The organism is Corynebacterium halotolerans YIM 70093 = DSM 44683 (genome assembly GCF_000341345.1).
Taxonomy (GTDB): Bacteria; Actinomycetota; Actinomycetes; order Mycobacteriales; family Mycobacteriaceae; genus Corynebacterium; species Corynebacterium halotolerans.
In genome coordinates, this window is record NC_020302.1 from 1,072,721 (window position 1) to 1,096,367 (window position 23,647).

24 protein-coding genes are annotated in these 23,647 nt (G+C 66.6%); 11 read left to right on the forward strand and 13 right to left on the reverse strand.

The window, feature by feature from the left end; genetic code table 11:
• Positions 1-113: 113 nt before the first annotated feature.
• Complete coding sequence (glpX, locus tag A605_RS05090; RefSeq protein WP_015400431.1) at positions 114-1,130, reverse strand: class II fructose-bisphosphatase; 1,017 nt, start codon at positions 1,128-1,130, stop codon at positions 114-116.
• 224 nt (positions 1,131-1,354) lie between these two features.
• Between glpX and A605_RS05095 the strand changes: the two genes are divergently transcribed.
• Positions 1,355-1,930, forward strand: a complete 576-nt coding sequence (locus tag A605_RS05095; RefSeq protein WP_081602087.1) for a DUF4245 domain-containing protein — start codon at positions 1,355-1,357, stop codon at positions 1,928-1,930.
• A 26-nt stretch (positions 1,931-1,956) separates the two neighbouring features.
• On the opposite strand, the gene A605_RS15930 is transcribed toward A605_RS05095, so the two are convergent.
• Complete coding sequence (locus A605_RS15930; RefSeq protein ID WP_280109780.1) at positions 1,957-2,088, reverse strand: hypothetical protein; 132 nt, start codon at positions 2,086-2,088, stop codon at positions 1,957-1,959.
• A 379-nt stretch (positions 2,089-2,467) separates the two neighbouring features.
• Here A605_RS15930 and A605_RS05105 point away from each other — a divergent pair, with 379 nt between their 5' ends.
• Positions 2,468-2,905 carry a RidA family protein gene (locus A605_RS05105; RefSeq protein WP_015400434.1) on the forward strand — a complete coding sequence of 146 codons (438 nt, stop codon included), beginning with the start codon at positions 2,468-2,470 and terminating at the stop codon, positions 2,903-2,905.
• A gap of 20 nt (positions 2,906-2,925) precedes the next feature.
• Here the strand turns inward: A605_RS05105 and A605_RS05110 are convergent, their stop codons facing one another.
• Together A605_RS05110 and xseA are read right to left on the reverse strand one after the other, a co-directional pair.
• The gene (locus tag A605_RS05110) at positions 2,926-3,192 is read right to left on the reverse strand and encodes an exodeoxyribonuclease VII small subunit (protein ID WP_015400435.1); all 267 of its coding nucleotides are present in this window, start codon (positions 3,190-3,192) and stop codon (positions 2,926-2,928) included.
• A 43-nt stretch (positions 3,193-3,235) separates the two neighbouring features.
• Complete coding sequence (gene xseA, locus A605_RS05115) at positions 3,236-4,477, reverse strand: exodeoxyribonuclease VII large subunit (protein WP_015400436.1); 1,242 nt, start codon at positions 4,475-4,477, stop codon at positions 3,236-3,238.
• Between the two features lie 88 nt (positions 4,478-4,565).
• Here xseA and A605_RS05120 point away from each other — a divergent pair, with 88 nt between their 5' ends.
• A complete protein-coding gene (locus A605_RS05120) occupies positions 4,566-5,519 on the forward strand; it encodes a 4-hydroxy-3-methylbut-2-enyl diphosphate reductase (RefSeq protein ID WP_015400437.1) in 954 nt (317 codons plus the stop codon).
• A gap of 247 nt (positions 5,520-5,766) precedes the next feature.
• On the opposite strand, the gene A605_RS05125 is transcribed toward A605_RS05120, so the two are convergent.
• On the reverse strand, positions 5,767-6,555 hold the full coding sequence (locus tag A605_RS05125; protein ID WP_015400438.1) for a DUF6542 domain-containing protein: 789 nt from the start codon (positions 6,553-6,555) through the stop codon (positions 5,767-5,769).
• Positions 6,556-6,652: 97 nt separating this feature from the next.
• Positions 6,653-8,173, reverse strand: coding sequence for an AI-2E family transporter (locus A605_RS05130; RefSeq protein ID WP_015400439.1), 1,521 nt, complete (start codon positions 8,171-8,173; stop codon positions 6,653-6,655).
• Positions 8,174-8,264: 91 nt separating this feature from the next.
• Here A605_RS05130 and ychF point away from each other — a divergent pair, with 91 nt between their 5' ends.
• From ychF to A605_RS05160, 6 genes are all read left to right on the forward strand, one after another.
• The gene (ychF, locus tag A605_RS05135; protein ID WP_015400440.1) at positions 8,265-9,350 is read left to right on the forward strand and encodes a redox-regulated ATPase YchF; all 1,086 of its coding nucleotides are present in this window, start codon (positions 8,265-8,267) and stop codon (positions 9,348-9,350) included.
• A 41-nt stretch (positions 9,351-9,391) separates the two neighbouring features.
• Positions 9,392-9,673 (forward strand): type II toxin-antitoxin system RelE/ParE family toxin, encoded by a 282-nt coding sequence (locus A605_RS14975; RefSeq protein WP_015400441.1) that lies wholly within the window; start codon positions 9,392-9,394, stop codon positions 9,671-9,673.
• A 34-nt stretch (positions 9,674-9,707) separates the two neighbouring features.
• Positions 9,708-9,962, forward strand: a complete 255-nt coding sequence (locus A605_RS05145) for a HigA family addiction module antitoxin (RefSeq protein ID WP_015400442.1) — start codon at positions 9,708-9,710, stop codon at positions 9,960-9,962.
• A complete protein-coding gene (locus A605_RS05150; protein WP_027004330.1) occupies positions 9,962-10,648 on the forward strand; it encodes a hypothetical protein in 687 nt (228 codons plus the stop codon). The genes A605_RS05145 and A605_RS05150 overlap by 1 nt, the downstream gene beginning before the upstream one ends.
• 162 nt (positions 10,649-10,810) lie before the next feature.
• Positions 10,811-11,326 (forward strand): 2'-5' RNA ligase family protein, encoded by a 516-nt coding sequence (locus A605_RS05155; RefSeq protein ID WP_015400444.1) that lies wholly within the window; start codon positions 10,811-10,813, stop codon positions 11,324-11,326.
• A 717-nt stretch (positions 11,327-12,043) separates the two neighbouring features.
• Positions 12,044-13,141, forward strand: coding sequence for an alkene reductase (locus A605_RS05160; RefSeq protein WP_015400445.1), 1,098 nt, complete (start codon positions 12,044-12,046; stop codon positions 13,139-13,141).
• Here the strand turns inward: A605_RS05160 and A605_RS05165 are convergent.
• The 5 genes from A605_RS05165 to A605_RS05185 all read right to left on the reverse strand — a co-directional run bounded on the left by A605_RS05165 (position 13,138) and on the right by A605_RS05185 (position 19,101).
• Positions 13,138-14,208, reverse strand: coding sequence for a tocopherol cyclase family protein (locus A605_RS05165; protein ID WP_027004331.1), 1,071 nt, complete (start codon positions 14,206-14,208; stop codon positions 13,138-13,140). The genes A605_RS05160 and A605_RS05165 overlap by 4 nt on opposite strands.
• A gap of 87 nt (positions 14,209-14,295) precedes the next feature.
• Complete coding sequence (locus A605_RS05170; RefSeq protein ID WP_015400447.1) at positions 14,296-14,805, reverse strand: flavin reductase family protein; 510 nt, start codon at positions 14,803-14,805, stop codon at positions 14,296-14,298.
• Entirely contained in the window at positions 14,798-15,562 is a 765-nt protein-coding gene (locus tag A605_RS05175) for a pyrimidine reductase family protein (RefSeq protein WP_034990687.1), read from the reverse strand. The genes A605_RS05170 and A605_RS05175 overlap by 8 nt, the downstream gene beginning before the upstream one ends.
• A gap of 136 nt (positions 15,563-15,698) precedes the next feature.
• On the reverse strand, positions 15,699-17,702 hold the full coding sequence (locus tag A605_RS05180; protein WP_015400449.1) for a VWA domain-containing protein: 2,004 nt from the start codon (positions 17,700-17,702) through the stop codon (positions 15,699-15,701).
• 10 nt (positions 17,703-17,712) lie between these two features.
• Positions 17,713-19,101, reverse strand: a complete 1,389-nt coding sequence (locus A605_RS05185; protein ID WP_027004332.1) for a MoxR family ATPase — start codon at positions 19,099-19,101, stop codon at positions 17,713-17,715.
• A 122-nt stretch (positions 19,102-19,223) separates the two neighbouring features.
• Between A605_RS05185 and A605_RS05190 the strand changes: the two genes are divergently transcribed.
• Entirely contained in the window at positions 19,224-19,940 is a 717-nt protein-coding gene (locus A605_RS05190; protein ID WP_149029385.1) for a histidine phosphatase family protein, read from the forward strand.
• On the forward strand, positions 19,937-20,653 hold the full coding sequence (locus A605_RS05195) for an SCO1664 family protein (RefSeq protein ID WP_015400452.1): 717 nt from the start codon (positions 19,937-19,939) through the stop codon (positions 20,651-20,653). The genes A605_RS05190 and A605_RS05195 overlap by 4 nt, the downstream gene beginning before the upstream one ends.
• Positions 20,654-20,851: 198 nt before the next feature.
• Here the strand turns inward: A605_RS05195 and A605_RS05200 are convergent, their stop codons facing one another.
• Positions 20,852-21,742 (reverse strand): alpha/beta fold hydrolase, encoded by an 891-nt coding sequence (locus A605_RS05200; RefSeq protein ID WP_015400453.1) that lies wholly within the window; start codon positions 21,740-21,742, stop codon positions 20,852-20,854.
• A gap of 306 nt (positions 21,743-22,048) precedes the next feature.
• The gene (locus A605_RS05205) at positions 22,049-23,410 is read right to left on the reverse strand and encodes a DUF4185 domain-containing protein (protein WP_015400454.1); all 1,362 of its coding nucleotides are present in this window, start codon (positions 23,408-23,410) and stop codon (positions 22,049-22,051) included.
• Between the last annotated feature and the right edge of the window lie 237 nt (positions 23,411-23,647).

Here is a 23,647-nt window from a genome sequence, read left to right on the forward strand (position 1 = left end):
CTCCGAGTCGACACGGATCGGCGGGTGGTGACGGTCACCGGTGGGGAGACGACGGTGCCCTCCTCCCCAGGGTGGGGAGGAGGGCACCGTGACCGGACACGGAAGTAGGGGATCTAGCCCTTCAGGTCCGAGTAGTCGATGACCGAGTACTCGCGCAGCTTGGCCAGCTTGTGTCGGGACTCGATGTAGCGGACGGTGCCGGACTTCGAGCGCATGACCAGGGAGCGGGTGGTCGCGCCGTTGGCGCGGTAGCTCACGCCGCGGAGCATGTCACCGTTGGTCACCCCGGTGGCTGCGAAGTAGCAGTTGTCGGAGGCGACCAGGTCGCTGGTGGTCAGCACCTGCTTGAGGTCGTGGCCGGCGGCGACGGCCTGGGCCGCCTCCTCCTCGGTGGTCGGGGCCAGCATGCCCTGGATCTCGCCGCCCATGCACTTGAGGGCGCAGGCTGCGATGATGCCCTCTGGGGTGCCGCCGATGCCCATCATGATGTCCACGGAGTTCATGGTGGAGTCCTGCGCGGCGGCCACGGCGCCGGCGACGTCGCCGTCGGAGATCAGGCGCACCTTGGCGCCGGCGCGGCGGATGTCGGAGATCAGGTCGATGTGGCGGGGGCGGTCGAGGACCATGACCGTGACGTCGGCGGGGGCGATGCCCTTGGCCTTGGCCACGGCGTTGATGTTGTGGGAGACCGGGGCCTGGATGTCCACGGTGCCCGCGGCCTCGGGGCCGACGACGAGCTTGTTCATGTAGAACACCGCCGACGGGTCGTACATCGAGCCGCGCTCGGCGGCGGCGATGACGGAGATGGCGTTCGGTCGGCCCTCGGCCATCAGGGTGGTGCCGTCGACCGGGTCCACGGCGATGTCGACCTCGGCGCCGTCGCCGGTGCCCACGGCCTCGCCGTTGTAGAGCATCGGGGCCTCGTCCTTCTCACCCTCGCCGATGACCACGACGCCGTTCATGTTCACCGAGTTGATGAGTTTGCGCATCGCGTCCACAGCGGCCCCGTCGCCCTCGTTCTTCATGCCGCGGCCGACCCAGCGGCCCGAGGCGAGTGCCGCCGCCTCTGTCACGCGGACGAGCTCCATCGCGAGGTTGCGGTCCGGGGTCTCGGCGTGGATGTCATTCATGTGTTCTCGGCCTCCTGCGGGCGATCGATGCTTCAGGGCTTGGTGCGTGGCGTGCCGCGACAACGCGCACGGTGGAGGGGTGGTCCACCGGCCACCCGCTCATTGTCGCACTTTCGGGCGTGAATATTCGGTGCTAACTCACCCGAAAGAGGGGATTAGGTCACATCCATCGCGTTTCACCCCGGTGTAGGTCGAACGGGGGCACCCATGCCATACTTGGGCCCGTGGCAGCAGAGGAAAAACCCAGGATCTTCCAGAATGGCCGGGACATGACGTGGTCCCTGGCCCTCATCGTCGTGGTGATGCTGGTGTCCGTGGCCTTCACCGGGTTGTGCACCTACAACCCCGGCCGCCCCGAGAACGGACCCGTCCAGGAGGTCGATCCCGTGCCCTTCATGAGCATGGAGGCCCGGGCGATGAACTTCCCCGTCCGCCTGCCGGAGAACCCCGAGGGCTGGATCCCCAACTCCGCGCGCCGCACCCACATCGATGACACCCCGGCCCCGGTCGTGGGGTGGGTGACCGCCGACACCGGTTATATCCAGATGACCCAGACCGGCGAGTCGATGGACGACGCCGTGCGTGGCTACGACGCCGACTACCGCGAGCTGGAGCGCACCGAGAACGTCGACGGTCACCAGGTGGAGGTCTACTCCTCCGAGGAGAACGACGTCCGGGATCTGTGGATCACCGACCTCGGCGACGTGAGGATCCTGTTCAGCGGTGCCGGCACCGACGAGGAGTTCCACACCATCATCGACGCCGCCGTGAACACCGAACCCCTGCCCAGCGAGGGGTAGCGGTTATTTGCGTTAGTTCGTCGGGGTCAGGCCGAAGGGCTCTGCGGTCGTGCCGCAGCGTCCTGGAAATCGGGCACGCCTTCGGCGAGCTCGCTGAGATGGTGACAGGTACCGCCGCTGAGCGCCTTGTGCAGCAGGATGGACTGGTGGATCTCCACTTGGTCCAACCGTGAGGAACATACCGGCATGTGGACCATTGCCGCGGTCGGCCAGGACTGCTCCCTGCGTTTCACCAGCCGTGTTCCATTGTGGGAACACCCGTTGTCCACGATCCAGAACACCTGCTTGGCCGAGGCATACTGCTCGGGGGTGTGGGGCTGTAGGCGGGGCAGGAGGCTTCAAACCGCAGAATCTGGCGCGTCCTTCACGAACGAACAGGGACAATGCACCTCCACAAGAATTTTGCGGTCAAATATTGCGGCCGCCCCGCCGCAACGCCGGCCGGAAATCCGCCCGAAACCACCCCGGTACAACCGTCCGCCCGGTAACCTGAGCGGGAATCCACGCTCAACGGGAAACGGGAAGGGCGCCACGGCGATGTCACAGACGAACTCCGCGGAGAACACCGGCCACCACCTCAAGGCGGTCATGCCGGAACAGCTGCCGACCGAACCTGCCCGCCGCACCGTCTACTCCTACGGGGTGCGGGCCGGGGACAGCCTGCACATCTCCGGAATGGTGGCCTTCGACGCGGAGGCGCGCATCGTCGGCGAGGGCGATGTCGCGGCCCAGGCCGAGCAGGTCTTCCGGAACCTGAGGGCCGTGGTGGAGGAGGCCGGGGGAGGCATGGCCGACATCGTCTCCACCACGACCTACCTCACCGACGTCACGGACGCCCCCGTGGTCAACGAGGCACGCGCCCGGCATTTCACGGGTGCGGTCCTGCCGACCCACACCGTGGTCGGGGTCGCCGCCCTGGCGCGGCCGCAGTTCCTGGTCGAGGTCTCGGCCGTGGCCTACCTGGGCGGCCGCTGAGGCGTCACCGCTCCGGAGAACTACTCCCCGCCGGCGTCGGCGCCGTTTCCGTTGCCGAGTGCCTCCTCGACGCGCTTCGCCGCGCCGGCCAGGTGTTCCTCGCAGCGGCGGGCCAGGGCCTCGCCGCGCTCCCAGTACTTCAGCGATTCGTCCAGGCTCATCTGCCCGAGCTCGAGGATCTTGACGATCTCGACGAGCTCGTCGCGGGCCCGTTCATAGGACAGGGTCTCCACCGCCGGGAAAGCGTTGTCGCCGGCCTGGCCGGCACCCACCACATTGTCGTTCATGTTGCTCCTGAGTTCCTGTTCTGGATCGGCTTCTGGATCGGCGCTAGTCGGCCGGGGTCGTGGACATGCCGGCGGCGGTGATTGAACCGTCGGCGACGCGGATGCGCAGCTGGCTGCCGGGCGGGGCGTGGTCGATGCTGGTGACCACCGACGGTTCCGAGCCGTCGCGCGGGACGACCTGCACCACCGAGTACCCGCGCGCCAGGGTGGCGGACGGGCCCAGTGCGGAGACCTGGGCGCGCAGCGCACTCACCCGGGCGGTCTCCTGCTGGAGCAGGTACTGGATGTCCCGCCGGATGCGCGCCAGCCCGCGGTCGAGTTCCTCGCGCCGGCGGGTGATGGGCGTCATCGGATCAGCGAGCACCGGACGCGAGCGTATCGACGCCAGTCCCTGCCGCTCGCGGGCCACCCAGCCACGCAGGGCGGCGGCCATGCGGCCCCGCGCCTCGCCGAGGAAGGCCCGCTCCTCCGCGACGTCCGGCACGACACGCTTGGCGGCGTCGGTCGGGGTGGCGGCCCGCAGGTCGGCGACGTTGTCGAGGACCGGGTTGTCCGGTTCGTGCCCGATCGCGGAGACCACCGGGGTGCGTGCCGCGGCCACGGCGCGCTGCAGCGTCTCCTCGGAGAACGGCAGCAGGTCCTCCACCGAGCCGCCGCCGCGGGCGATGATGATGACGTCGACCGTCGGGTCGTCGTCAAGCGTCTGCAGCGCCTCGACGACCTCGGGCACGGCGTTCGCGCCCTGCACAGCGGTGTTGATCACCCGGAAGTCGACGGCGGGCCAGCGGTCGCGGGCCACCGACAGCACGTCGCGCTCGGCCGCGGAGCCGCGGCCGGTGATCAGCCCGACGCGGTTGGGCAGGTACGGCAGGGGCTTCTTGCGGGCCGGGGCGAACAGCCCCTCGGCGGCCAGCTGCTGGCGCAGCATCTCGATGCGGGCGAGCAGCTCACCGACACCCACATGGCGGATCTCGGTGACCCACAGGGAGAAGGAGCCGCGGCCCTCGTAGAAGGCGGGCTTGCCGTGGACGACGACGCGGTCGCCGTCGCGCAGCGGGCTGGGGGAGGACTGCAGCAGGTTGGTGGGGCAGGTCAGCTGCACCGACTTCTCCGTCTCCGTGTCCCGCAGGGTGAGGTAGCTCAGCTTCCAGGAGGGTTTGGCGTTGATCTGGGTGAGCTGGCCCTCCACCCACAGCCAGCCGAGGCGTTGGATCCACCCCTTGACTTTCGCGTTGAGCTCCCGGACGGGCCACGGGGCCTCGGGAGTGCTCGCCGGTTGTGCCACTGAGTGACCTACCTCTCCGCTGGTTATCGAGGACAATGTGACGCACCAAGTCTATGCTTTTAGACCCGCCTTGGATACGCTGGGTTCCATGACTGTTGCTGAGAAGAAGGTTCTCCTGGCGGCTCCGCGCGGCTACTGCGCCGGCGTCGACCGCGCCGTGGAGACCGTGGAGAAGGCCCTGGAGAAGTACGGGGCCCCGGTGTACGTGCGCAAGGAGATCGTCCACAACCGTTACGTGGTGGACACCCTCGCCGAGCGCGGCGCGGTCTTCGTCGAGGAGACCGACGAGGTCCCGGAGGGCGCGCACGTCGTGTTCTCCGCCCACGGCGTCTCCCCGGCCGTGCACGCCTCGGCGAAGGCGCTGAACCTGCAGACCCTGGACGCCACCTGCCCGCTGGTCACCAAGGTCCACAAGGAGGCCCTGCGCTTCGACCGCGACGGCTTCCAGATCCTCTTCATCGGCCACGAGGGACACGAGGAGGTCGAGGGCACCATGGGTGAGGCGCCTAACGCCACCCATCTCGTCGACGGCGTCGAGGGCGTCGACAAGCTGCCGGAGTCCCTGGCCGACGAGAAGCTGGTCTGGCTGTCGCAGACCACGCTGTCCGTCGACGAGACGATGGAGATCGTCACCAAACTCAAGCAGCGTTTCCCGCACCTGCAGGATCCGCCGTCCGACGACATCTGCTACGCCACACAGAACCGCCAGGTCGCCGTCAAGGCGATCGCCGAGCGTTGCCAGCTGATGATCGTGGTCGGCTCCCAGAACTCCTCGAACTCCAAGCGGCTGGTCGAGGTGGCGCTGGAGGCCGGCACCGACAACTCCTACCTGGTGGACTACGCCTCCCAGATCGACGAGGCCTGGCTCGAGGGGGTGGACACCGTCGGCGTGACCTCAGGCGCCTCCGTCCCGGAGATCCTGGTGCGCGACGTGCTGGAGTTCCTCGCCGAGCGTGGCTTCGGCTCTGTCGACGAGATCACCACCGCCAGCGAGAAGATCGTCTTCTCCCTGCCGCGCGACCTGCGCCCGGCACGCGCCTAGAGCGGTGTGCTGAACACCGGGGCTCAACTCTGGGGCTGAACCCCGAATTCACGTCGTCGAAAGGGGATCTGGTCTCGACCTTTGAGGTCGAAACCAGATCCCCTTTCGACTGTGTCCTTTCGACTGTGTCCTTTCGACTGTGTCCCTTCGACTGTGTCCTTTCGACTGTGTCCCTTCGACTCTGCCGGAGGGAACCTGCCCCAAACGCAGCAGTACGCGCCCCGAGAAAACCCAGGGGCGCGTTCAGTCAGTTGCCGGAGTAGAGGTCGTCATCCAGCGAACGGCGGCGGGGGCGCTGTTGCCGGGTTCGGGACTGCGATTTCGCCGGCTTCTCGCGCTTCGCGGGCTTCGGGGACCTCTCGGTCTCCGGCCGCGGGCGGGCGGGGGAGGCCGACGGCCCGGTGACCGGTCGCATCTGCCGGGTGGGACGATCGTCCCGGATGTCTGCCGCGCCGTCGGCTCGTTCCTCCATCCGTCGGCGGTTGCGCTCCAGCAGCTCCTCGACGGTGACCTGGTTCGTCCGTCGCCGGGCGCGGGAGACGGTGGCGCGGTTGCGCTGCTCGTTCTCCGCGTCACGACGCCGCGTCCGCTGGGCCGCCAGGTCCCGCGCCCGCCCGGAGCGCCGTAGCAGCCACAGCCGCAGGATGGCGATGGCGCCCGCACCCGCGCTCACGGAGAACAGCACGGGGAAGAACTCCAGCAGCGGATAGACACCGGTGACGATCGAGGTCGTCGAGAAGGCCGCGCTGCCCTCCGGTGCCGTGGAGCGCGCCACCGACCACGCGGTGAGCACCGTCATCGCGGCGAAGAGCACCGGCATCGACGCCACCGTGAGGAACAGTCCCCTGGGTTCGGTCAGCAGCGCGACGAACAGGCCGGAGAGGATGAAGCACACCAGGAAGGGCAGGCCGATCTGCTGCACGCTCAGGCTGATCAGTAGACCGGTGACCAGGGCCGCCAGGACGATGGCGATACCTGACCAGGTCGGCAGGCCGGTGAATACCGTCGCCTGCCGACTCCTGCTCTTCGGGGACATGTGTGACACAACGAGCCATCTTAGACGCGCGGGTGCCGCCTCCGGTAAAGGCATGACTGACGAGGCGGCTCCAGAGATGCTCCGAATGCGCGGTCGGTCAGCGGCGCCGCAGGAAGATGAACATCTTCTCGATGGCGGAGTTGGTCAGTCCCCGGAGTTCCTGCGGGGAGAACGCCGACCGGCGGCGACGCTGGGTGCGCGCCTCCGTGTCGGCTTCGGCGGTGCCGGTCCCGGGGGTCGTTCCGCGGCGGGTGGATTCCCCTTCGTCCTCGTCCTCCGGTGCGATCTCCGCCTCGTCGACGAAGATGATGGAGTTGCGCATGCGCTCGCGCATCCGCCGGCCCTTCTCCTCGGTGTAGCGTCCCGTCACCGTTCCATGGGGGGTGGAGAAGGCGATGTCATCGACGACCTTCTCCCCGGACTCCAGGGCCGTCATGTCCTGCAGGTAGCGGAACACGACCGCGATCATCGCGGCGACCGGCACGGCGAGGAACGCGCCGATGATGCCGAAGAGGCCACCGCCGATGGTCACGGAGACCAGGACGATGACCGGGTGCAGGTTCAGGGCCCGCGACTGCAGGAAGGGGGAGAGGATGTTGCCCTCGAGCTGCTGGACGGCGAGCACGAGAACAAGGACCAGAACCGCCTCGGTGAAGCCGAGCGAGACCAGGGCGACCAGCACGGACAGGGCGCCGGCGACGATCGCGCCGATGTAGGGGATGAATCCGGCGATGAAGGTGATCACGGCCAGCGCCAGCGCCATCGGCACGCCGATCAGGGCGAGGCCGATGCCGATGAACACGGCGTCGATGAGGGAGACCAGGGCCTGGGCCCGCACGAAACCGCCCAGGGTCTTCCACGCGCGGGTCAGCAGCTCGGTCATGTGGGAGCCGACGCGCCGCCCCGAGGCTCCCCGCAGCCACGGCAGGAAGCGGTGGCCGTCCTTCAGGAAGAAGAAGGTCAGCACCAGCACGACACCGAGCGTGACGATGATCGAGGTGGCCGTGCCGATGCCGGAGAAGATGCCGCCGGCGATCGCCCCGGCCTGCTCCTGCAGCCAGGCGGCCGCCTCGTTGATCAGCTCGTCGAGATCCTCGCCGTTGAGGTTCAGCGGCGGCCCCTCCAGCCACAGCTGCAGCTGCTGCACGCCCGTGACGGCCTGCAGCGCCAGGGTCTGCGACTGCTGGGCGACGCTCGGGGCGATGAAGGACAGCAGTGCGCCGAAGATGGCCAGCGCCCCGAGCAGCGAGATGATCGCCGACAATGCGCCCGGCACCCCGCGGCGACGCAGCCACGTGGTCGGCGGGGCCAGCACCGTGCACACGATGATGGCGAGGATGACGGGCAGGACACCCTGCGAGAACTGCCTGAGCAGGTACCAGCCGACGTACGCGGCGGCGGCGATGATCAACAGGCGCAGGGACCACATCGCCACGGACTTCAGCCACTCCGAGATGACCACGGAACGGTCGACCTGGTCGGTGCGGGGCTCCGGATTCAGCTCGTCGAAGGTGCGCGCCGCCTCGATGGTCTCCGGATCGGGGTCCGTGGCCGTCGGGGTCTGGGTGGTCCCGTCGCCGTCGGACGGGTTTTCTGGGGTGGCACTCACGCCCTCCATAGTGCCTGATTTTCCGGGAATCGTGAGCAGCGACGTAGCCGTGGGGACCGCCCCGCCCGGAGGAAACGGCACGTTGCTAGGATGAGTGCCCGTGAGCCTTACTCTTGGAATCGTCGGTCTGCCCAACGTCGGCAAGTCCACCCTGTTCAATGCACTGACCCGCAACGAGGTACTGGCCGCGAACTACCCCTTCGCGACCATCGAGCCGAACGTCGGTCTCGTCGAACTTCCCGACGCCCGCCTGAACCGTCTCGCCGAGATCTTCGGCTCCGAGCGGATCCTGCCCGCCACGGTCTCCTTCGTCGACATCGCCGGCATCGTCAAGGGCGCCTCCGAGGGCGAGGGAATGGGCAACGCCTTCCTCTCCAATATCCGCGAGGCCGACGCCATCTGCCAGGTGGTACGCGCATTCTCCGACGACAACGTCATCCACGTCGACGGCAAGGTCGACCCGAGCACCGACATCTCGGTGATCAACCTCGAGCTCATCCTCGCCGACCTGCAGACCGTCGAGAAGGCCCTGCCGCGCCTGGAGAAGGACGCCCGCAAGGACAAGTCCCTGGCCGAGACCGTCGAGGGAACCAAGAAGGCCAAGGAGATTCTCGAGGACGGCCGCACCCTGTTCTCCGCCGCCAAGAACGGCGAGTTCGACCTCGCCCTGGTCCGCGAGCTGCACCTGATGACCGCCAAGCCCTTCCTCTACGTCTTCAACTCCGACGAGGAGGTGCTCACCGACGAGGCGAAGAAGGACGAGCTGCGCGCGTTGGTGGCCCCGGCCGACTGCGTGTTCCTCGACGCACAGACAGAGACCGAGCTGCTCGAGCTCGACGACGACGAGGCCGCCGAACTGCTCGAGTCCGTCGGCCAGAACGAGCCGGGACTGCACTCCCTGGCCAAGGCCGGCTTCGCCACCCTCGGCCTGCAGACCTACCTGACCGCCGGCCCCAAGGAGTCCCGTGCCTGGACCATCCCGCAGGGCGCGACCGCCCCGCAGGCCGCCGGCGTCATCCACACCGACTTCGAGCGCGGCTTCATCAAGGCCGAGATCGTCTCCTTCGACGATCTCGACGCCGCGGGATCCATGGCCGAAGCCCGCGCCAAGGGCCAGGTCCGCCAGGAGGGCAAGGACTACGTCATGGCCGACGGCGACGTGGTGGAGTTCAAGTTTAACGTATAACGTTATCGACGCCACGCGTTATAGGCGCGAAGATTGGGTTCGTGATCAGATCATTTGCGGACCGCGACACCGAACGCCTCTGGCGTCGTGAGCGGGTCGCATCGATTGACCCGAAGGTGCAGAAGGCTGCAATCTGGAAGCTGAAGATGCTCGATGCCGCTCCGACACTCGACACACTCCGTGTGCCGCCAGGTAACCGGCTTGAAGCGCTCAACGGGGATCGCGAAGGTCAATTCAGCATCCGCGTCAATGATCAGTGGCGGCTCTGCTTCATCTGGAATCACGGAGGTGTAGAAGATGTCGAACTCGTCGACTACCACTGACAAATGGCCACCAGTCCACCCCGGTGAGATCCTGATGGAGGACTTCATCAAGGGCTTCGGGATAACGCAGAACCGCCTCGCTGTCGCGATCGGAGTGCCTCCGCGTCGTATCAACGAGATCGTCCATGGAAAACGTGCCATCACTGCGGACACGGCGCTGCGTCTCGGACGCTACTTTGGCATGGACAGCCGGTTCTGGTTGAATCTCCAAGCGCAATACGAGCTTGAAGTTGCGGAAGACAAAGTTGCCGACCAGCTTGATGAAATTGAGCCACTGAAGACAGCGTGATGAGTGACTCTGATGAACTCGCGAAGCTCACGTCCCAGGCGACGAACGTCGACCGCTTGTTGCAGGAACTCCTGGTGCGCCGCCGATCGGTCTCTGCTGGGGATCTGCCAAATATAGATTATGAAATCGATCGGGCCCGAACTCGCGCGAAGATGATCTCGGAGCGGGCTGGAGCGATCACGGTGCGGCAGCTTGAGGAGGAACTCCAACAGGCGCGGGCGGAGGCTGCTCCGGATGGTCCCCGAATGGATATGGGCAAACTCGTGCGTGCACTGGACCGGGCACTGGGCTGGCGTCGCGATGAGAGCTGTTATATCGAAGACGGAACCCGAAAGCTCCCGAGGTTGCGGGTTGTGGCTGCCTGGGATGATGGCTCGTTCATTCACTTCGTTATTCACGTTCTAGCCGGAGCCCAGGAGGGATTCCTGGGCTACTGTTATGAAGACGGCCCTTCTCGGTGGTCGTGGCGCGTTACTGATGTCGAGGCGCAGGAGGTCAATGTGCTTAGCGACCAGTGGTTTTACGGTGAGAACCTGGTGCTCAAGATTGAGGGGGCAGCGGAAGAAGAGATTCTGTGGCAGTACCCGGTCCCCGATAAACCTCTGCCTGTGAACACGGAAGAGCTGCGTTCGATGGATTTAGGGCCTTCTGCGTGGATAAGCTCCCACCATTTTCCCGCTGTTTAGGTGTGGTCAAGAAGTGCGCACAATCCGTATCTGTAGCCGATGTTTTCACACGTTGCCTAACTACGTAACGCGGTGGAGTTCAAGTTTAACGTTTAGCGTCACGGAAGTGGCGAGTTATGCCTGCGGGTATCGCGCTTGACTCAGAATGAGGAGTTATAGACGGTGACATCACCCGACAACATTCTGCTCCACCTTGCGGAGGACGAGGAGCAGCAGGTGTGCGAGATATTCGCGCTCCTCGAGGAACGGGGATTTCCTGCACAGCAGCAGACGCCTCACATCACCGTCACGTTTTCCCCCAGCATGGCAGTGGACGTCATTGAGCGTGCCGCCCAATTGCTCCCTCCGGTGATCCCTGCCCGTTTTCAGAGGGTGGGCACCGTCGTCTTCGGTACGAAACGCAAACAGACCGTCGCCTGGTTACTCGAAACCTCTGACGAACTGGAGATCGCAGCTCGTCAGATCAGCGCGCTCAACCCCGATGGGCGTGGCTCCCGCTGGACTCCTCACTTAACGATGGGGTTGCGGCTGCCACGTGAGATCGTCCCCGACTACGTCCGTGCACTGGATGAGGTGGTCTCTCCGCACCTCAAGGAGCTCACGACTGTTCGGGCGGCGCTCTGGAGACCGAGGACCCGGGAACTCAATGTCCTTGCCGAGGCGGGCTTGGCTGATTAGATCTCAGGCCGAAGGAGGGACCTGGCTGTCGACCTTGAACGGCGGGCCTTCTGCTCCGTTGATGTCGCAGCGCTCGCGGGGGCGCTTGAGCTCGAGTCCCTCCATGGCCCTTTCGTCATGGTCGTCCTGGACCCACGTTTCAGGCGCTCCTCGCGCTGCCGGTCAATGGTGAGGCCGTCCACCTCCCGGTCCTGGAAAATCCTCAGATAGATCGCTACTTTTAGTTCATTTGCTTGCGGGGGAGCTAGCTCGACGGGGCTGAGGTTAGTTAGCTACGCACCATGGTGGAGTTCAAGTTCAACGTGTAGCCTTGCCGGGCCCTTCTGACGGTTCTTCAATAGTTTCACATCTGGCGGTAGTGCCAGGACCGGTTCTTCAGCAATGCTCTTGTTCCACGAGCCAACCACGCCCATCATCTGGTGGGTGACGAGAAGCGCTGGTGGCCGGGGTTCTTTGCAAGGCTCGCCGCCAACGCGGGCATCATTTCGGCGGAGGAATCCGCACGTTGTCTCGTTGGAGCATCGACAACGTTAGTGTCGCTTCCCGGACGGACGATGCATGATCTCGTGCTTTCGGTTGCCGTGACGATCGGCTGCCTGGTGACCGAGTGGGATGGAAACGTATCTGAGCAGATGGGAAGAAATCTCCCCCGGCAACTGTTGCAGGGGAGTGGACTGCAACATCCCCGAGAAACACGAGAGAGCCCAAGCAGAATTCATGAATGCTCACGATGCCGCACACCCGTTGTTCTCCCCGGCTGAGCTCGGCGAGCTCCGGCTGAGCAACCGTCTGGCCATGGCCCCGCTGACCCGAATCCGGGCGCAGACCAACGGCACGCCGAACGATCTGATGAAGGAGTACTACGCTCAGCGTTCCTCCTTCGGGCTGATCATCACCGAAGGCACCTGGCCGATTCAGGAGGGCCGTACCTGGGGCCGCCAGCCCGGCATCGAGACCGAGGAGCACGTCGACGCCTGGCGGGAAATCACTGACGAGGTGCATGATCGTGGCGGGCGTATCGTCATGCAGATCATGCACGGCGGCCGCATCTCCCACCCGGAACTCTCCGGCACGGGACGCATCGTCGCTCCCAGCGCCATCGCCAGCCCGAATCCGATCCGCATTTCCACCGGCAAGGTGGCTGCGCCGGTGCCCCATGCCCTGACCGCGGAGGAAATCCAGGAGGTCATCGAGCAGTTCGTGGCCGGCGCGCGCAACGCTATGGCCGCGGGCATGGACGGGGTGCAGGTCCACGGCGCCAACGGCTACCTGATCCACGAGTTCCTGGCACCGACCACGAACACCCGTACCGACGCCTACGGCGGCAGCCCGGAGAACCGCGCCCGCTTCGCCATCGAGGTCGTCACCGCGGTCGCCGAGGCCATCGGGGCGGAAAACACAGGACTGCGTCTGTCCCCGGAACACAATATCCAGGGCGCTGTGGAGGAAGACCGCGAGGATGTCCTCGCCACCTACCTGGCGTTGGCACAGGGCCTGGCGGGCCTGGGCCTGGCACACGTCGAAATCGTCCATCACGAGCCCGAGGGCGAGTTGGTCCAGCGCCTGCGGGAGGAACTCGGCGCCCCGGTGATTCTGAACACCGGCTTCAGCCGTTTCGTCGACCGCGAGGCCGCCGAGGAGCTGGTGGACAAGGCCGGCGCGGACGTCGTCTCCGTTGGCCGCCTGGCGCTGGCCAACCCGGATCTGGTGAAGCGCTGGCGTGAGGACGCCCCGTTGAACGAGCCCAACCAGGCGACTTTCTACGTCGGCGAGGAAAAGGGGTACACGGACTACCCCGCGCTCCAGCGCAGCTAGGACGTTTCCTCCGTACGCACGGGCGGCGCCGAGGTCAGCGTCGGATCGAGACCTCGTCGGCGCAGCTCTTCGGCGGCCCGGTCGAGGCTCCCGTTCTCGAGGGCGGCGAGCGACGTGCGGCCCGTCCACACATGCCGACCAAAACGGTGCGCACGCACAGTCAGACCGCCGGCAAGATGTTCCAGGTCACCCGCCACGTTGCGGTGTTCGCTCGGCAACGGCACTGGGAGCACAAACGCCTGGTCGAGCGGGGCGGTGGCCGTGATCTCGATCCGCCACCCGAAACCGCGGCCCATCACATGCCAGTGTTCATCGCTCGTGCGGGTGTGCACTGGGCTGATGACCGGATCACCGAGGCGGATGACTCGGCCGTCGGGAAGTTTGACGACGAGGCCCGTGACCTCCACCTGCATCCGGCCATTCGTCACGATCCCGCCAGCAAACGCGACGCAGGCCCCGGATTCGTCGAAGCCCTGCGCCTGGCCCCACCACCATGCTTCGGGGAAGCCCTCGCGGCCCCAGTTCTTCTCCGCGTACACCTGAGCGTCCTTGAACTCCCAGGTCTCGTCGCCCACGATCGCGGTTCCTGAGGCTTTCCCACCGAGCAGCCACGGGTGCCAGTACTGGTTGAGGGCGGGCACCGACTGGAAGATGCTCGACCCGCCCAGCGAGCGGCGCGGCCACGGGGTCAGATCGTGGAACTGGACGTCGAGCTTGGCATCCACGCCGAGATCCACGCGCAGCCGGCGCTTGTTTCCCTCGAACGCGGCCTGCGATCCCGCCCGGCCTTCGGTTCCGCCCTCGACCCCCAGGGCGTCCGGGTCGGACCACGATCCGTCGAGGGCTTCCGTGCGGATGAAGCCATTGGGCCAGACCGCGTAGCCGACCGTCGCCCACGATCCGTCAGGTCCTTCGTTGACGCCGCAGAGCGCGATGATGACGCGACCGGTCGCAGGGTCGGTGATACGCCAGAAGTAGCCTTCCATCGTGACTCCGTCGTGCGCTCGAAGGAGGTCGCCGAACGGGAGGTCAGCCCCGGTGGATCGGTATCGCTTCAGGAACGTCATGGGGCCAGTACAGCACAGTTTGTCGCGCCTTGGCTCCGTTCCGAGAACTTCAGGACTGGAGGCAGAAAAGAACGGCAGGTCAATTCCTCAGGGCTGGATCGCCCGCTCCTCGCTGGCGTGGCCGGCGTCGAGGTGGGCGGCGTCGGAGAGCAACAGGGGCTCGAAAGTTCCCCTGGCCTGGGCCGAGAGCACCCGGGTCGTGACGCAGACGTGGTCGCTGCCGTCGTCAAGCACGGCGATGCGCTCCAGCACCATCCGATTCGGGCATGCCCTGATCAGCGGCACGCCGGTCTCGTCGGTCTCGACGTCAAGCCCCGCGAACTTATCCGTGTCTTCACCGGAAAGCGTGCCGAACCGCTCCGCCATCGCGAGGTCTTCCCTGGCGAGGAAGTGGACCGCGAAGTGCGTGGCACGCAGACCCACGCGATAGGTGTGGTTGGCCTTCGACAGCCAGAGGCAATAGTGCTCAGGGGAGATGCCCGACTGCGAGTGAAAACCGACCAGACACCCGGCCTGTTCATCCTCGGCGGTGGTGGTCACCACGACCAGAGGGGAGTCGACAGAGGCCATCAAGCTGTTGAAGGCACCGTCACTCATCTCCCTGTCCTCCTCGTGCCTCCGCCTCGTAGCGGAGAAAGAGGGTGTCATCCTCGGCCATGATCCCCTTCAACTCGAACCGGTTGATCCCCGCTCCCTCCGGGGTCACTGCAACCGGTAGCCGGTCGCCGCCCATCAGCGGTGACATGGACAGACACAGCTCATCGAGGCGGTCTGCTGCGACGAGTTCCCCGAGCCAGGTGGGACCGCCCTCACAAAGCACCACGTGGTGGCCCAGTTCCGCCAGGGCCCGCAGTGCCGCCGCCGGCTCAACGCGCTCGTCACCGGCTACCACGACAGTGGCGAATCGTTCAGCTTCGGCCAGTCGCTCCGGGTCCGCCGCCGCGCAGGTGATCACGTGGGTGGGAGCGTCCTCGGGAGCGTCAGCGAACAGGCTCGCCGTCCAGTCGAGTTCCAGGCTCCGGCTGATCACGGCGACCGGCGGATTCGGTGGCTGTCCGAGGCGTCGTCGCTGTGCCTGCGCCTGCTCGGACAGCCTCACCCGCCCGTACCCCTCGCGGCGCACCGTTTCCGCACCCACCAGCACGATGTCGGCGATCTGGCGCATTGCGCGGAACAGCGCCTGGTCGGGCCGGGTGGACAGGGCACCGACCCGGCCACCTATCGCCGCCGTGCCGTCGAGCCCGGCGACCATGTGCCCGGTCACCCAGCACTCATGCCGCGGTCGGGAACGGTCGACTTCCAGGTACGGGGCGAGCGGATCAGAAATCTCTGCACCGAACTCGAGGATGTTCATGCCCCAAGGCTACGGAAATGCCGCGGCGTCGGCCGGGAAGCAGCGGCACCTGATGTTGACGGCGCTCACCCAACCAACCTTGACCCGTTGAGCACTTCACAGGCTTTTCGGGCACCCGGCGCTGAATCCGCCACCACTATCCCCAGTCGACCTCGCCGTAACCGGACTCCCGGAACCGCAGGTACTCGCCGACGACGGCGGCCCCCAGGTCGTCGAGATCCGGGGCGGTGACACGTCCGCCCACGCGGTCCGCGAGCTGATCGAGGAAGTTCTTCAGGCCCGGGTCGTCGCCCAGTCGGAAGAACGTCGTGCGGGCGCCGCGCCGGGTGACCCGGTCCAGCTGGGTCACGGTGCGGCGCAGGGTCTCGGGGTGCGTCGGCCAGTCGAACCAGGAGTGGCCCTGTTCCTCCAGGTGTGCCGTCGGCTCGCCGTCGGTGACGATCAGCAGTGTCGGATCCATGCTCGGGTGCCGGGCGAAGAACCGCTCCGCGAGCAGCAGACCGTGGTGGAGGTTGGTGCCCTGCTCGTGCACCGGCGGCAGCGCCGTGAGTTCGTCGATGCCCATGTTCATGGCCAGTCGCCCGAAGCTGATCAGCGCGAGTTCGTCGCCCCTAAACCGTGTCGAGACGAGATGGTGGAGGGCCAGCGCGGTGCGTTTCATCGGCACCCAGCGCCCCTCGGCGGCCATGGAGAAGGACGTGTCGACGAGCAGTGCGACCGCCGACTGCGTGCGCGCCTCGGTCTCGACGACCTCGACGTCGCGCACCTCGATGCGCAGCCGGTTGGAGGCGTCCGAACCTTCGGCGGCGGTGCGCTGCAGCGCGTTCGTCACCGTCCTCGTCACGTCCCACGGCTGGGTGTCACCGAACTCCCACGGACGCGTTGCCCCGGTCTGCTCACCGGAGGCGCCGGCGAGCTGCGCGTCACGGGCCCCGCTGCGGGCGGTGAGGTTCTTCGCGGCGTCGTTGAGCAGGGTCTTGCCCAGGCGTCGCATCGCCTGCGGGGACAGTCGCAGCGACCCGTCCGCGCCGTTGCGCAGCAGTCCGCTCTCGCGCATGGCGCGTTCGAGCTGCGCGAGCGTCTCCGCCGACACCGACGCCTCGTCGCCGAGCTGGCGGTTGATCGCCTCGAGGTCGATGTCGGACGGGCGCGCGCCGGAATAGGCCTGGCTGAGCTGCTCACTCAGCGCGTCGAGTTCGGCGATGTCCTGCACCGCGCCGGTGCCGTCGCCGAGTCCCAGGCCCTGCTCGCCGGAGAAGTCCTCGGAGCCCGACCAGTCGAGGTCGGGACGCATCGCCTGCAGGTTGCCGGCGAGCGCGCCCAGCTGATCCATCAGCTCCGGGGAGCCGAACGCCTGCGCCGACAGTTCCATGAGCTCGCGCCGCTGTTCCTCGGTCATCGAGTTCAACATCCGCTGCGCGGCGGCGGAACGCTGCGCCAGTGCATCGATCAACTCATCGATGTTCCGGGGGTTCTCCGGGAACTGGTCGCCATGCCGGGCCATGAACTCGGCGAAATCCTCGTCGGTGTCCTCGCCGCGGCGGTGCTTCTCGAGCAGTTCGTTGAGGTCGGTGAGCATCTCCCTGATCGCCGCGCGGTCTTCGTCGGTGGCGCCCTCGAGGGCCTGCTTCATGCCGGAGAACTGCTGGTCCAGCATCTCGCGCCCCAGCAGGTCCTTGATCTGCTCGAATTTCTCCCGCGCGTCCGTGGACTGCCAGTCATACCCGGACAGCTCGTTGACCGCAGCGGCGGTGGAGGTCGGCAGGTTGTCCATCTGCATCTCACGGAAGGCGCGGTCGGTGTCGTCCATGGTGACGTCGCGCGCGAGCTGCTTGCGTTCGTCGAGCACGGCGTCGTCGAGAAGCTTCTTGATGTCGCGCAGTGTGCCGCCCAGGTTGTGCCGCTGCAGCAGTTCCCGGCGCCGCTCGGCGACCCGCCGGGCGAGGTCGTCGTAGCCCTCCCGGCCGCGTCCGCCGCGGCGCAGGTACTCCCGCAGGGCCTGCTCGGGGGAGTAGCCGGCCATGACCTCCTCGGCGATGGCGTCGAGTGCCTCCGCCAGGTCGACCGGGGGAGCCAGCGGATCCGGGCCGCCGGTGTAGCGGCCGTAACGGGAGCGGCGGTGTCCGGGACTGTGTGGCATGTCGGCCTCCTCAGCCGTAGATGGTCTCGCCCTCGCCGGAATCCTTCGCGATCTTCCGGGCGAGGTAGAGCGCCTCGAATGCGAGCTCGATCGCGCTGGCGCGCGTTCCCTCGTCGGTGGCGCCGAACGTGTCGGCGATCCGGTCGTACAGGTCGGACTCACCGAGATCGGGCAGGCCGGCGAGGAACTCGGCCGCGGTGACCTGCTCGCCGGTGGAGACGGTGGTGGTGCCGTCCAGGGCCTCGACCAGCGGCGAGAAGTCGGTGCCGCGCAGGTGCGCGCGTACCGCCTCCGCGGTGGCGGTGCGCAGCAGGTATCCCAGCACCTCCCACTCGCGGCCCTCCTCACCGGACTCGAACTCGATCTTGCCGCCGAGCACGTCGACGGCCGCCTCGAGGTCGACCAGCCGCGCGACCGCCTGCTCCTCGCCCCGGATGGTGGCGCGGTGCCGGGCCGCGGCCGCGACGGTCTCCGCGCCCGCGATGGCGAAGCGCGCCGAGACACCGGCGCGCTGGTTGACCGCCGGGGATTCGCGCAGGGCGCGGGTGTAGCGGGCCAGGATCTCCATGAGCACCGGCGGCACGTGGGCGACCAGGTCGGCCTCCTGCTCAATGACCGCGATCTCGTCGTCCAGCGCGATGGGGTAGTGGGTGCGGATCTCCGCGCCGAAGCGGTCCTTGAGCGGGGTGATGATGCGGCCGCGGTTCGTGTAGTCCTCGGGGTTCGCCGAGGCGACGACGAGCAGGTCGAGCGGCAGGCGCAGCATGTAGCCACGGATCTGCACGTCGCGCTCCTCCATGACGTTGAGCATGGAGACCTGGATCCGTTCGGCGAGGTCGGGCAGCTCGTTGATCGCCACGATGCCGCGGTTGGAGCGCGGGACGAGGCCGTAGTGGATGGTCTCGGGATCGCCCAGTCGGCGTCCCTCGGCCACCTTCATGGGATCGACGTCGCCGATGAGGTCGGCCACCGACGTGTCCGGCGTGGCGAGCTTCTCGGCGTAGCGGTCCTCACGGTGGACCCAGGTGACCGGCAGGGCGTCGCCCTCCTCCTCGATCCGTCGGCGCGTCGCCTCGGTGATGGGGTCGAAGGGGTGCTCGCGCAGGTCCGAGTCCGCGACGGTCGGCATCCACTCGTCGAGCAGACCGGTCATCGCCCGCAGCAGGCGGGTCTTTCCCTGTCCGCGCTCACCGAGCAGCACGATGTCGTGCCCGGCGATCAGCGCGCGCTCGACCTGGGGGATCACGGTGTGCTGGAGACCGTGGAGACCCGGCCAGGGGTCCTCTCCGGCGGACAGCATGGCGAGCAGATTCTCGCGGATCTCGGCCCGCAGGGGACGGTGGGTGTAACCGGCGGCCCGCAGCTCACCGATCGTGGACACATTGGGCGAAGGATTCACAACCTCAGGCTAGCCCCTGAAAGCGCACTGGTCGACCATGTTTGTCATGCCCGGAAACGCCCGGGAGTGAAAACACACTATGAGCCAGGCAACAGGTGGTTGCTGTGGGTATGCTCCGGACGATGGGCACAGACAACGTCACTGAGAACGGCACCGAAAACGCAATCGGCAATGTGGCAGCTCCCGCGGCGGGTGACCTGCCCGCACGCTCGACCCTGATCATCCTGGTGCGCCACGGCGTCACCCCCACCACCGGCCAGGTGCTGCCCGGCCGCACTCCCGGCCTTCACCTGAGCGAGGCCGGGGAGGAGCAGGCGCGCGGGGTGGCGGAGCGCCTCGACGGGCTGCCGCTGGCCGCGATCTATTCGTCACCGATGGAGCGTGCCGTGGAGACCTCCCGGCCCACGGCGGAGCGTTTCGGGCTGTCCCCGGTCACCTGTGAGGGCATCGTGGAATGTGACTTCGGTGAGTGGACGGGCGCACAGCTCGCGGAACTCAGCAAGCTGCCCGAGTGGCAGAACGTCCAGAAAACTCCGTCGTCGTTTCGCTTTCCCGGTGGTGAGAGCTTCACCGAGATGCAGGATCGCATGGTCGGGTCTCTCGGGGACATCGCCGCCCGGCACAAGGGGGAGGTGGTCGCGTGCTTCAGCCACGCTGACCCGATCAAGACCGTGATCGCGCACCTTTCCGGCACACCACTCGACTCGTTTCAGCGCATCAGTACCGATCCCGCCTCGATCTCGGTTGCGGAGTTCGCCCCCGACGGCTCGTCCAGGATGGTGTTGACCAACTCACGGACGGGCTCGCTGCAGTACCTCCGGGAAGTGGCGCAACCGTGACAGCCCCGACGCCGCCTTTCAGCCGGGAGCTCGACCTGCTGGCGAACGGGGAGCTGGGCATCGTCGCCCAACTCGTGGAGTCGAGCAATATCGGCTTCGTGCTGGACGCCACCTGCGGCGAGGAGTACGGCTGGGCGGTCTACAAGCCGGAGACGGGGGAACGGCCGCTCCACGACTTCCCGCCGGGATTGCATGCCCGCGAAGAAGCAGCGTTCCTCCTGAGCGGATATCTCGGATGGCGCATCGTGCCGCCGACCGTGACCCGGTATGACGGGCCCTTCGGCGTCGGCTCATTGCAGTGGTACGTCGAGAACGACGGGATGCACTACTTCCCACTGCTGGAGACCCGCCCCGACCTGCACGAGCAGTTCCGGCGCATGGCGGTGTTCGACATCCTCACCAACAACACTGACCGTAAGTCAGGACACGTGCTGCTCGACGCCGATGACCATGTCTGGGGTATCGACCACGGACTGTGCTTCAGCGCCGGGCCCAAGTTGCGCACGGTCATCTGGGACTTCGCGGGGGAGGAGATCGACGGGTCGCTGCTTGCCGCGGTCGAGCCGCTGATGCGGGAGGTGCCTGACGACGTTGCCGCGCTACTCGACGCCGAGGAGGTGGAGGCCTTGCGCCGGCGCGCCTCCCGCCTGGTGCGCCTGCCCTATTTCCCGCACCCCAGGTCGCACTACCACTATCCCTGGCCGCTGATCTGAGGATGCGGGATCACCGGACGAGGCATCCGGTGTCGTTATCCGGCTGGTTTCCGTCATTGAGTCACACCGCCGGCATCGTTCAGCCGGGTCGAGGCCTCACGGAATACCACTGCCGGAGCGACGTTCGCCTGGTGAGCTTCCTTCGCCCACCCGATACGTCCGGGGGTCGTCGACGCCCGAGGCCCCTCGCCGGGAACATCACCGGCTCAAGCCGGGCTTTCCCAGGAAGTCCACCAACTCTGCGTTGATCCGGTGAGGCTGTTCGAGGTGGAGCCAATGAGACGCATTCTCGACGACCACTAAACGACCGTCGTCGCACAACTCAAGGGCCCGTTCGGCGATGTGGAGCTCAAGGGCGGCGTCGTTTTCACCCCAGAGGATGAGCGTGGGGGGCGTTATGCGGGCCGGCGGAGCTTCTTCCCGACGAACCAGGGCCCGGTAATAGTTGAGCATGCCCGTCAGGGAACCCGGGTGCGACCATGCCGCGGCGTACCGGTCGAGGTCCCCGGGGTCGAAGGTGCCCTCCCGGGCGGTCCTTCGCATCATCGCTCGGAGGGCGGTGAAGTTGAATGAACCGAGCACCGCCTCCGGTACCAGCGGCAGCTGGAAGAAGGCGGCATAGGTGCTGCGCAGGGCCTGCGACGGATGCCTGAGTACCTGCCGGAGCCAGACACCGGGGTGAGGCGCGTCCATCACCACCAGGTGCCTGAGCCGCTCGGGGTGGCGCGCCGCGACCCACCAGGAGATGACGCCACCCCAGTCATGACCGACAAGGTGGAAGCGGTCGGCGTCGTAGGCATCCGCGAGCGCGACGACGTCGTCGGCGAGGATATCGAGCTGGTATGCGGCGACCCCCTGCGGGACCTCGCTGTCGTTGTAACCGCGCAGGTCCGGCACCACGACGTGGTAACCAACCTCAGCCAAGGCGTTGATCTGGCGGCGCCATCCCCACCAGAACTCAGGGAAACCGTGCAGCAGGAGGACGAGAGGAGCGTCAGGCTCGCCTGCCTCGACCACATGCAGTCTCACGCCGTTGGCGGTGAGCATGGTCTCGCGCCAACCGGGTTCAAGCAATGCTGAATCGGCCATGTTTTTCCTTCGCAGAAGGTTCGGAAAGACTCTCTCGCCCCGGGCCCACCGCGGGTGAGCCTTGTGATCAGCTGAAGCCCGAGTCTACGTCGAGAAGCGCGCGAGTGTCGGGAAGGGAGAAGAAGACGACGCCGCACGGAACCCCGACCACGAAGCACGCCGTGGGGTGCCGGGATATGCGAGGAGGATCCGGCGGGCGCCGCAGCGGTTGACAGATCCCCTCGACGTACTACGCCAGCGCTGGGGCACCGGCGTGGTACGGGGCGGACTGCTCCCGGCGATCCAGTCGATCACCAGGTGCTTTCCCTAGCTGTCGTCGCCGAGTGGAACGATGATCAGTTCGGTGGCGTCCTCCATCAGCTTCTCCGCGGCCAGTTGCTCCTGGGCGGTGGCGTCGACGGGCTTCTGCTCAACCTGGATGACCTGCTGGTCGCCAGTGGAGTCGACCTGCGGCGCCATGGTGCGTGCCTTGGGGGAGCCGGTGTCGATGCCGAAGAAGGTGTCCAGGCCCTTCACGTTGAACTGGGTGGACATGTACCGGCTGTTGTTGCCGGTGTTCCACTGGGAGACGACCAGATCCAGGTTGTCGAGGGTCGACCCCGGCGTTATGTAGCCGCCGTAGAGCTGGGTGAAGTTCCCGGGGTTCTGTTCGGCGCCCCAGCCGCCGAAGCCGGCGACGACGACATTGGCCGGCGTGATCTCATTCCAGTCCCGGGCGATCTCCTCGGAGATCCGCACCTCGATCGCCATGGTCTCCGCATTGAACATGGCGAGCACCCAATGACCCTGGATATAACGCAGGGACATCTCCCCGGCCCGGACCTGGTCGCCGAGGATCGGGCTGGCGGTTTTCCCCCAGGTGCCGGTGCCGTCATCGTTCAGGCGGTAGTGCTGCCATGCTGTGCGGTCGCCGATGTCCCCGGGGAGGAATCGGGCCAGGTAGACATCATCCCGGCGCTGAAAGGACGAGGACATCATGTAGACGTAGCCGTCCGGTCCCTGTTCCCAGGTGATGAGTTGGGCCTTGCCTTCCAGATAATTGGCCGGGGTGGTGCTCACGCTCTGCCACGTCGCCCCCTGGTCAGTGGATGCCCAGATCTGCGTGCGCAGGACATTGCCGACGCCCTCGTTCCACATGGCCTGCATGTACAGGGTGCCGTCGAGGTTGATGATGTCCGAGGGCAGGAGAGTCAGCCCGCGGTTGTTGTGGGTGTAGTCCACCAGCTGCTCAACCCGCTCGCCCTCATTGAGCGGGCGTTTGATCACGATGCGTCCATCCTGGTCCAGTTCGGCGACGACACCGACCGGACTCATCCACTCGCCCTGCCCGAAGTTCGCCCCGCGGAACGAGTCCCCGAAGATGATGGCGAATTCCCCGCCGTCTCCCAGCGATGTCATCGTGCCGAGGTCTCCGGTCATGACGCCGACGTGGTCGGAGATGCCCGGGCCGAGCAGATCGCCGATCAGATTGACGACCAGCCCATCGGAAACGTCAGGGGCCCACGGAGTGGTGGGACCGGAGGGGCTGGATGAGCTGGATGACAGCGAAGAACCTGATGACAGGGAGGATTGTGCCGAGGCGACGGCACCGGTTGCCGCAGGCGTGATGAGGCCGTAGGCGAGGGCGCTGGCCAAGGTCAGCGCGATGGTGGGAAGGGACTTCTTCACAGTATGTTCTTTTCGGGGTTTCGGAGAGACCGGCGTATCGGGTTCGCCGCAGTGGACCGAGCGGAAACATTATCAACAGAACGTGGTGCGCGCTGTGATACGAGATATTTCTGTGCCGGAAGGGCAGCGGTCACCCGGTGTTTTCCCGTCACTACGGCCGAGCTCTCAGTGGGCCCCATCTGATGCGTCGCCGACCCCGGTTGCCGTACCCGTGAGACGCCGGCCCCGCCCGCCCAC

What these genes read in the sequence shown, in the direction of transcription:
- glpX (WP_015400431.1), bottom strand. Translation starts at nt 1,130, where the DNA reads ATGAATGACATCCACGCCGAGACCCCGGACCGCAACCTCGCGATGGAG.
- A605_RS05105 (WP_015400434.1), top strand. Translation starts at nt 2,468, where the DNA reads ATGTCACAGACGAACTCCGCGGAGAACACCGGCCACCACCTCAAGGCG.
- A605_RS05110 (WP_015400435.1), bottom strand. Translation starts at nt 3,192, where the DNA reads ATGAACGACAATGTGGTGGGTGCCGGCCAGGCCGGCGACAACGCTTTC.
- A605_RS05120 (WP_015400437.1), top strand. Translation starts at nt 4,566, where the DNA reads ATGACTGTTGCTGAGAAGAAGGTTCTCCTGGCGGCTCCGCGCGGCTAC.
- A605_RS05125 (WP_015400438.1), bottom strand. Translation starts at nt 6,555, where the DNA reads ATGTCCCCGAAGAGCAGGAGTCGGCAGGCGACGGTATTCACCGGCCTG.
- A605_RS05130 (WP_015400439.1), bottom strand. Translation starts at nt 8,173, where the DNA reads ATGGAGGGCGTGAGTGCCACCCCAGAAAACCCGTCCGACGGCGACGGG.
- A605_RS05145 (WP_015400442.1), top strand. Translation starts at nt 9,708, where the DNA reads ATGGAGGACTTCATCAAGGGCTTCGGGATAACGCAGAACCGCCTCGCT.
- A605_RS05150 (WP_027004330.1), top strand. Translation starts at nt 9,962, where the DNA reads ATGAGTGACTCTGATGAACTCGCGAAGCTCACGTCCCAGGCGACGAAC.
- A605_RS05160 (WP_015400445.1), top strand. Translation starts at nt 12,044, where the DNA reads ATGAATGCTCACGATGCCGCACACCCGTTGTTCTCCCCGGCTGAGCTC.
- A605_RS05165 (WP_027004331.1), bottom strand. Translation starts at nt 14,208, where the DNA reads ATGACGTTCCTGAAGCGATACCGATCCACCGGGGCTGACCTCCCGTTC.
- A605_RS05170 (WP_015400447.1), bottom strand. Translation starts at nt 14,805, where the DNA reads ATGAGTGACGGTGCCTTCAACAGCTTGATGGCCTCTGTCGACTCCCCT.
- A605_RS05175 (WP_034990687.1), bottom strand. Translation starts at nt 15,562, where the DNA reads ATGAACATCCTCGAGTTCGGTGCAGAGATTTCTGATCCGCTCGCCCCG.
- A605_RS05180 (WP_015400449.1), bottom strand. Translation starts at nt 17,702, where the DNA reads ATGCCACACAGTCCCGGACACCGCCGCTCCCGTTACGGCCGCTACACC.
- A605_RS05190 (WP_149029385.1), top strand. Translation starts at nt 19,224, where the DNA reads ATGGGCACAGACAACGTCACTGAGAACGGCACCGAAAACGCAATCGGC.
- A605_RS05200 (WP_015400453.1), bottom strand. Translation starts at nt 21,742, where the DNA reads ATGGCCGATTCAGCATTGCTTGAACCCGGTTGGCGCGAGACCATGCTC.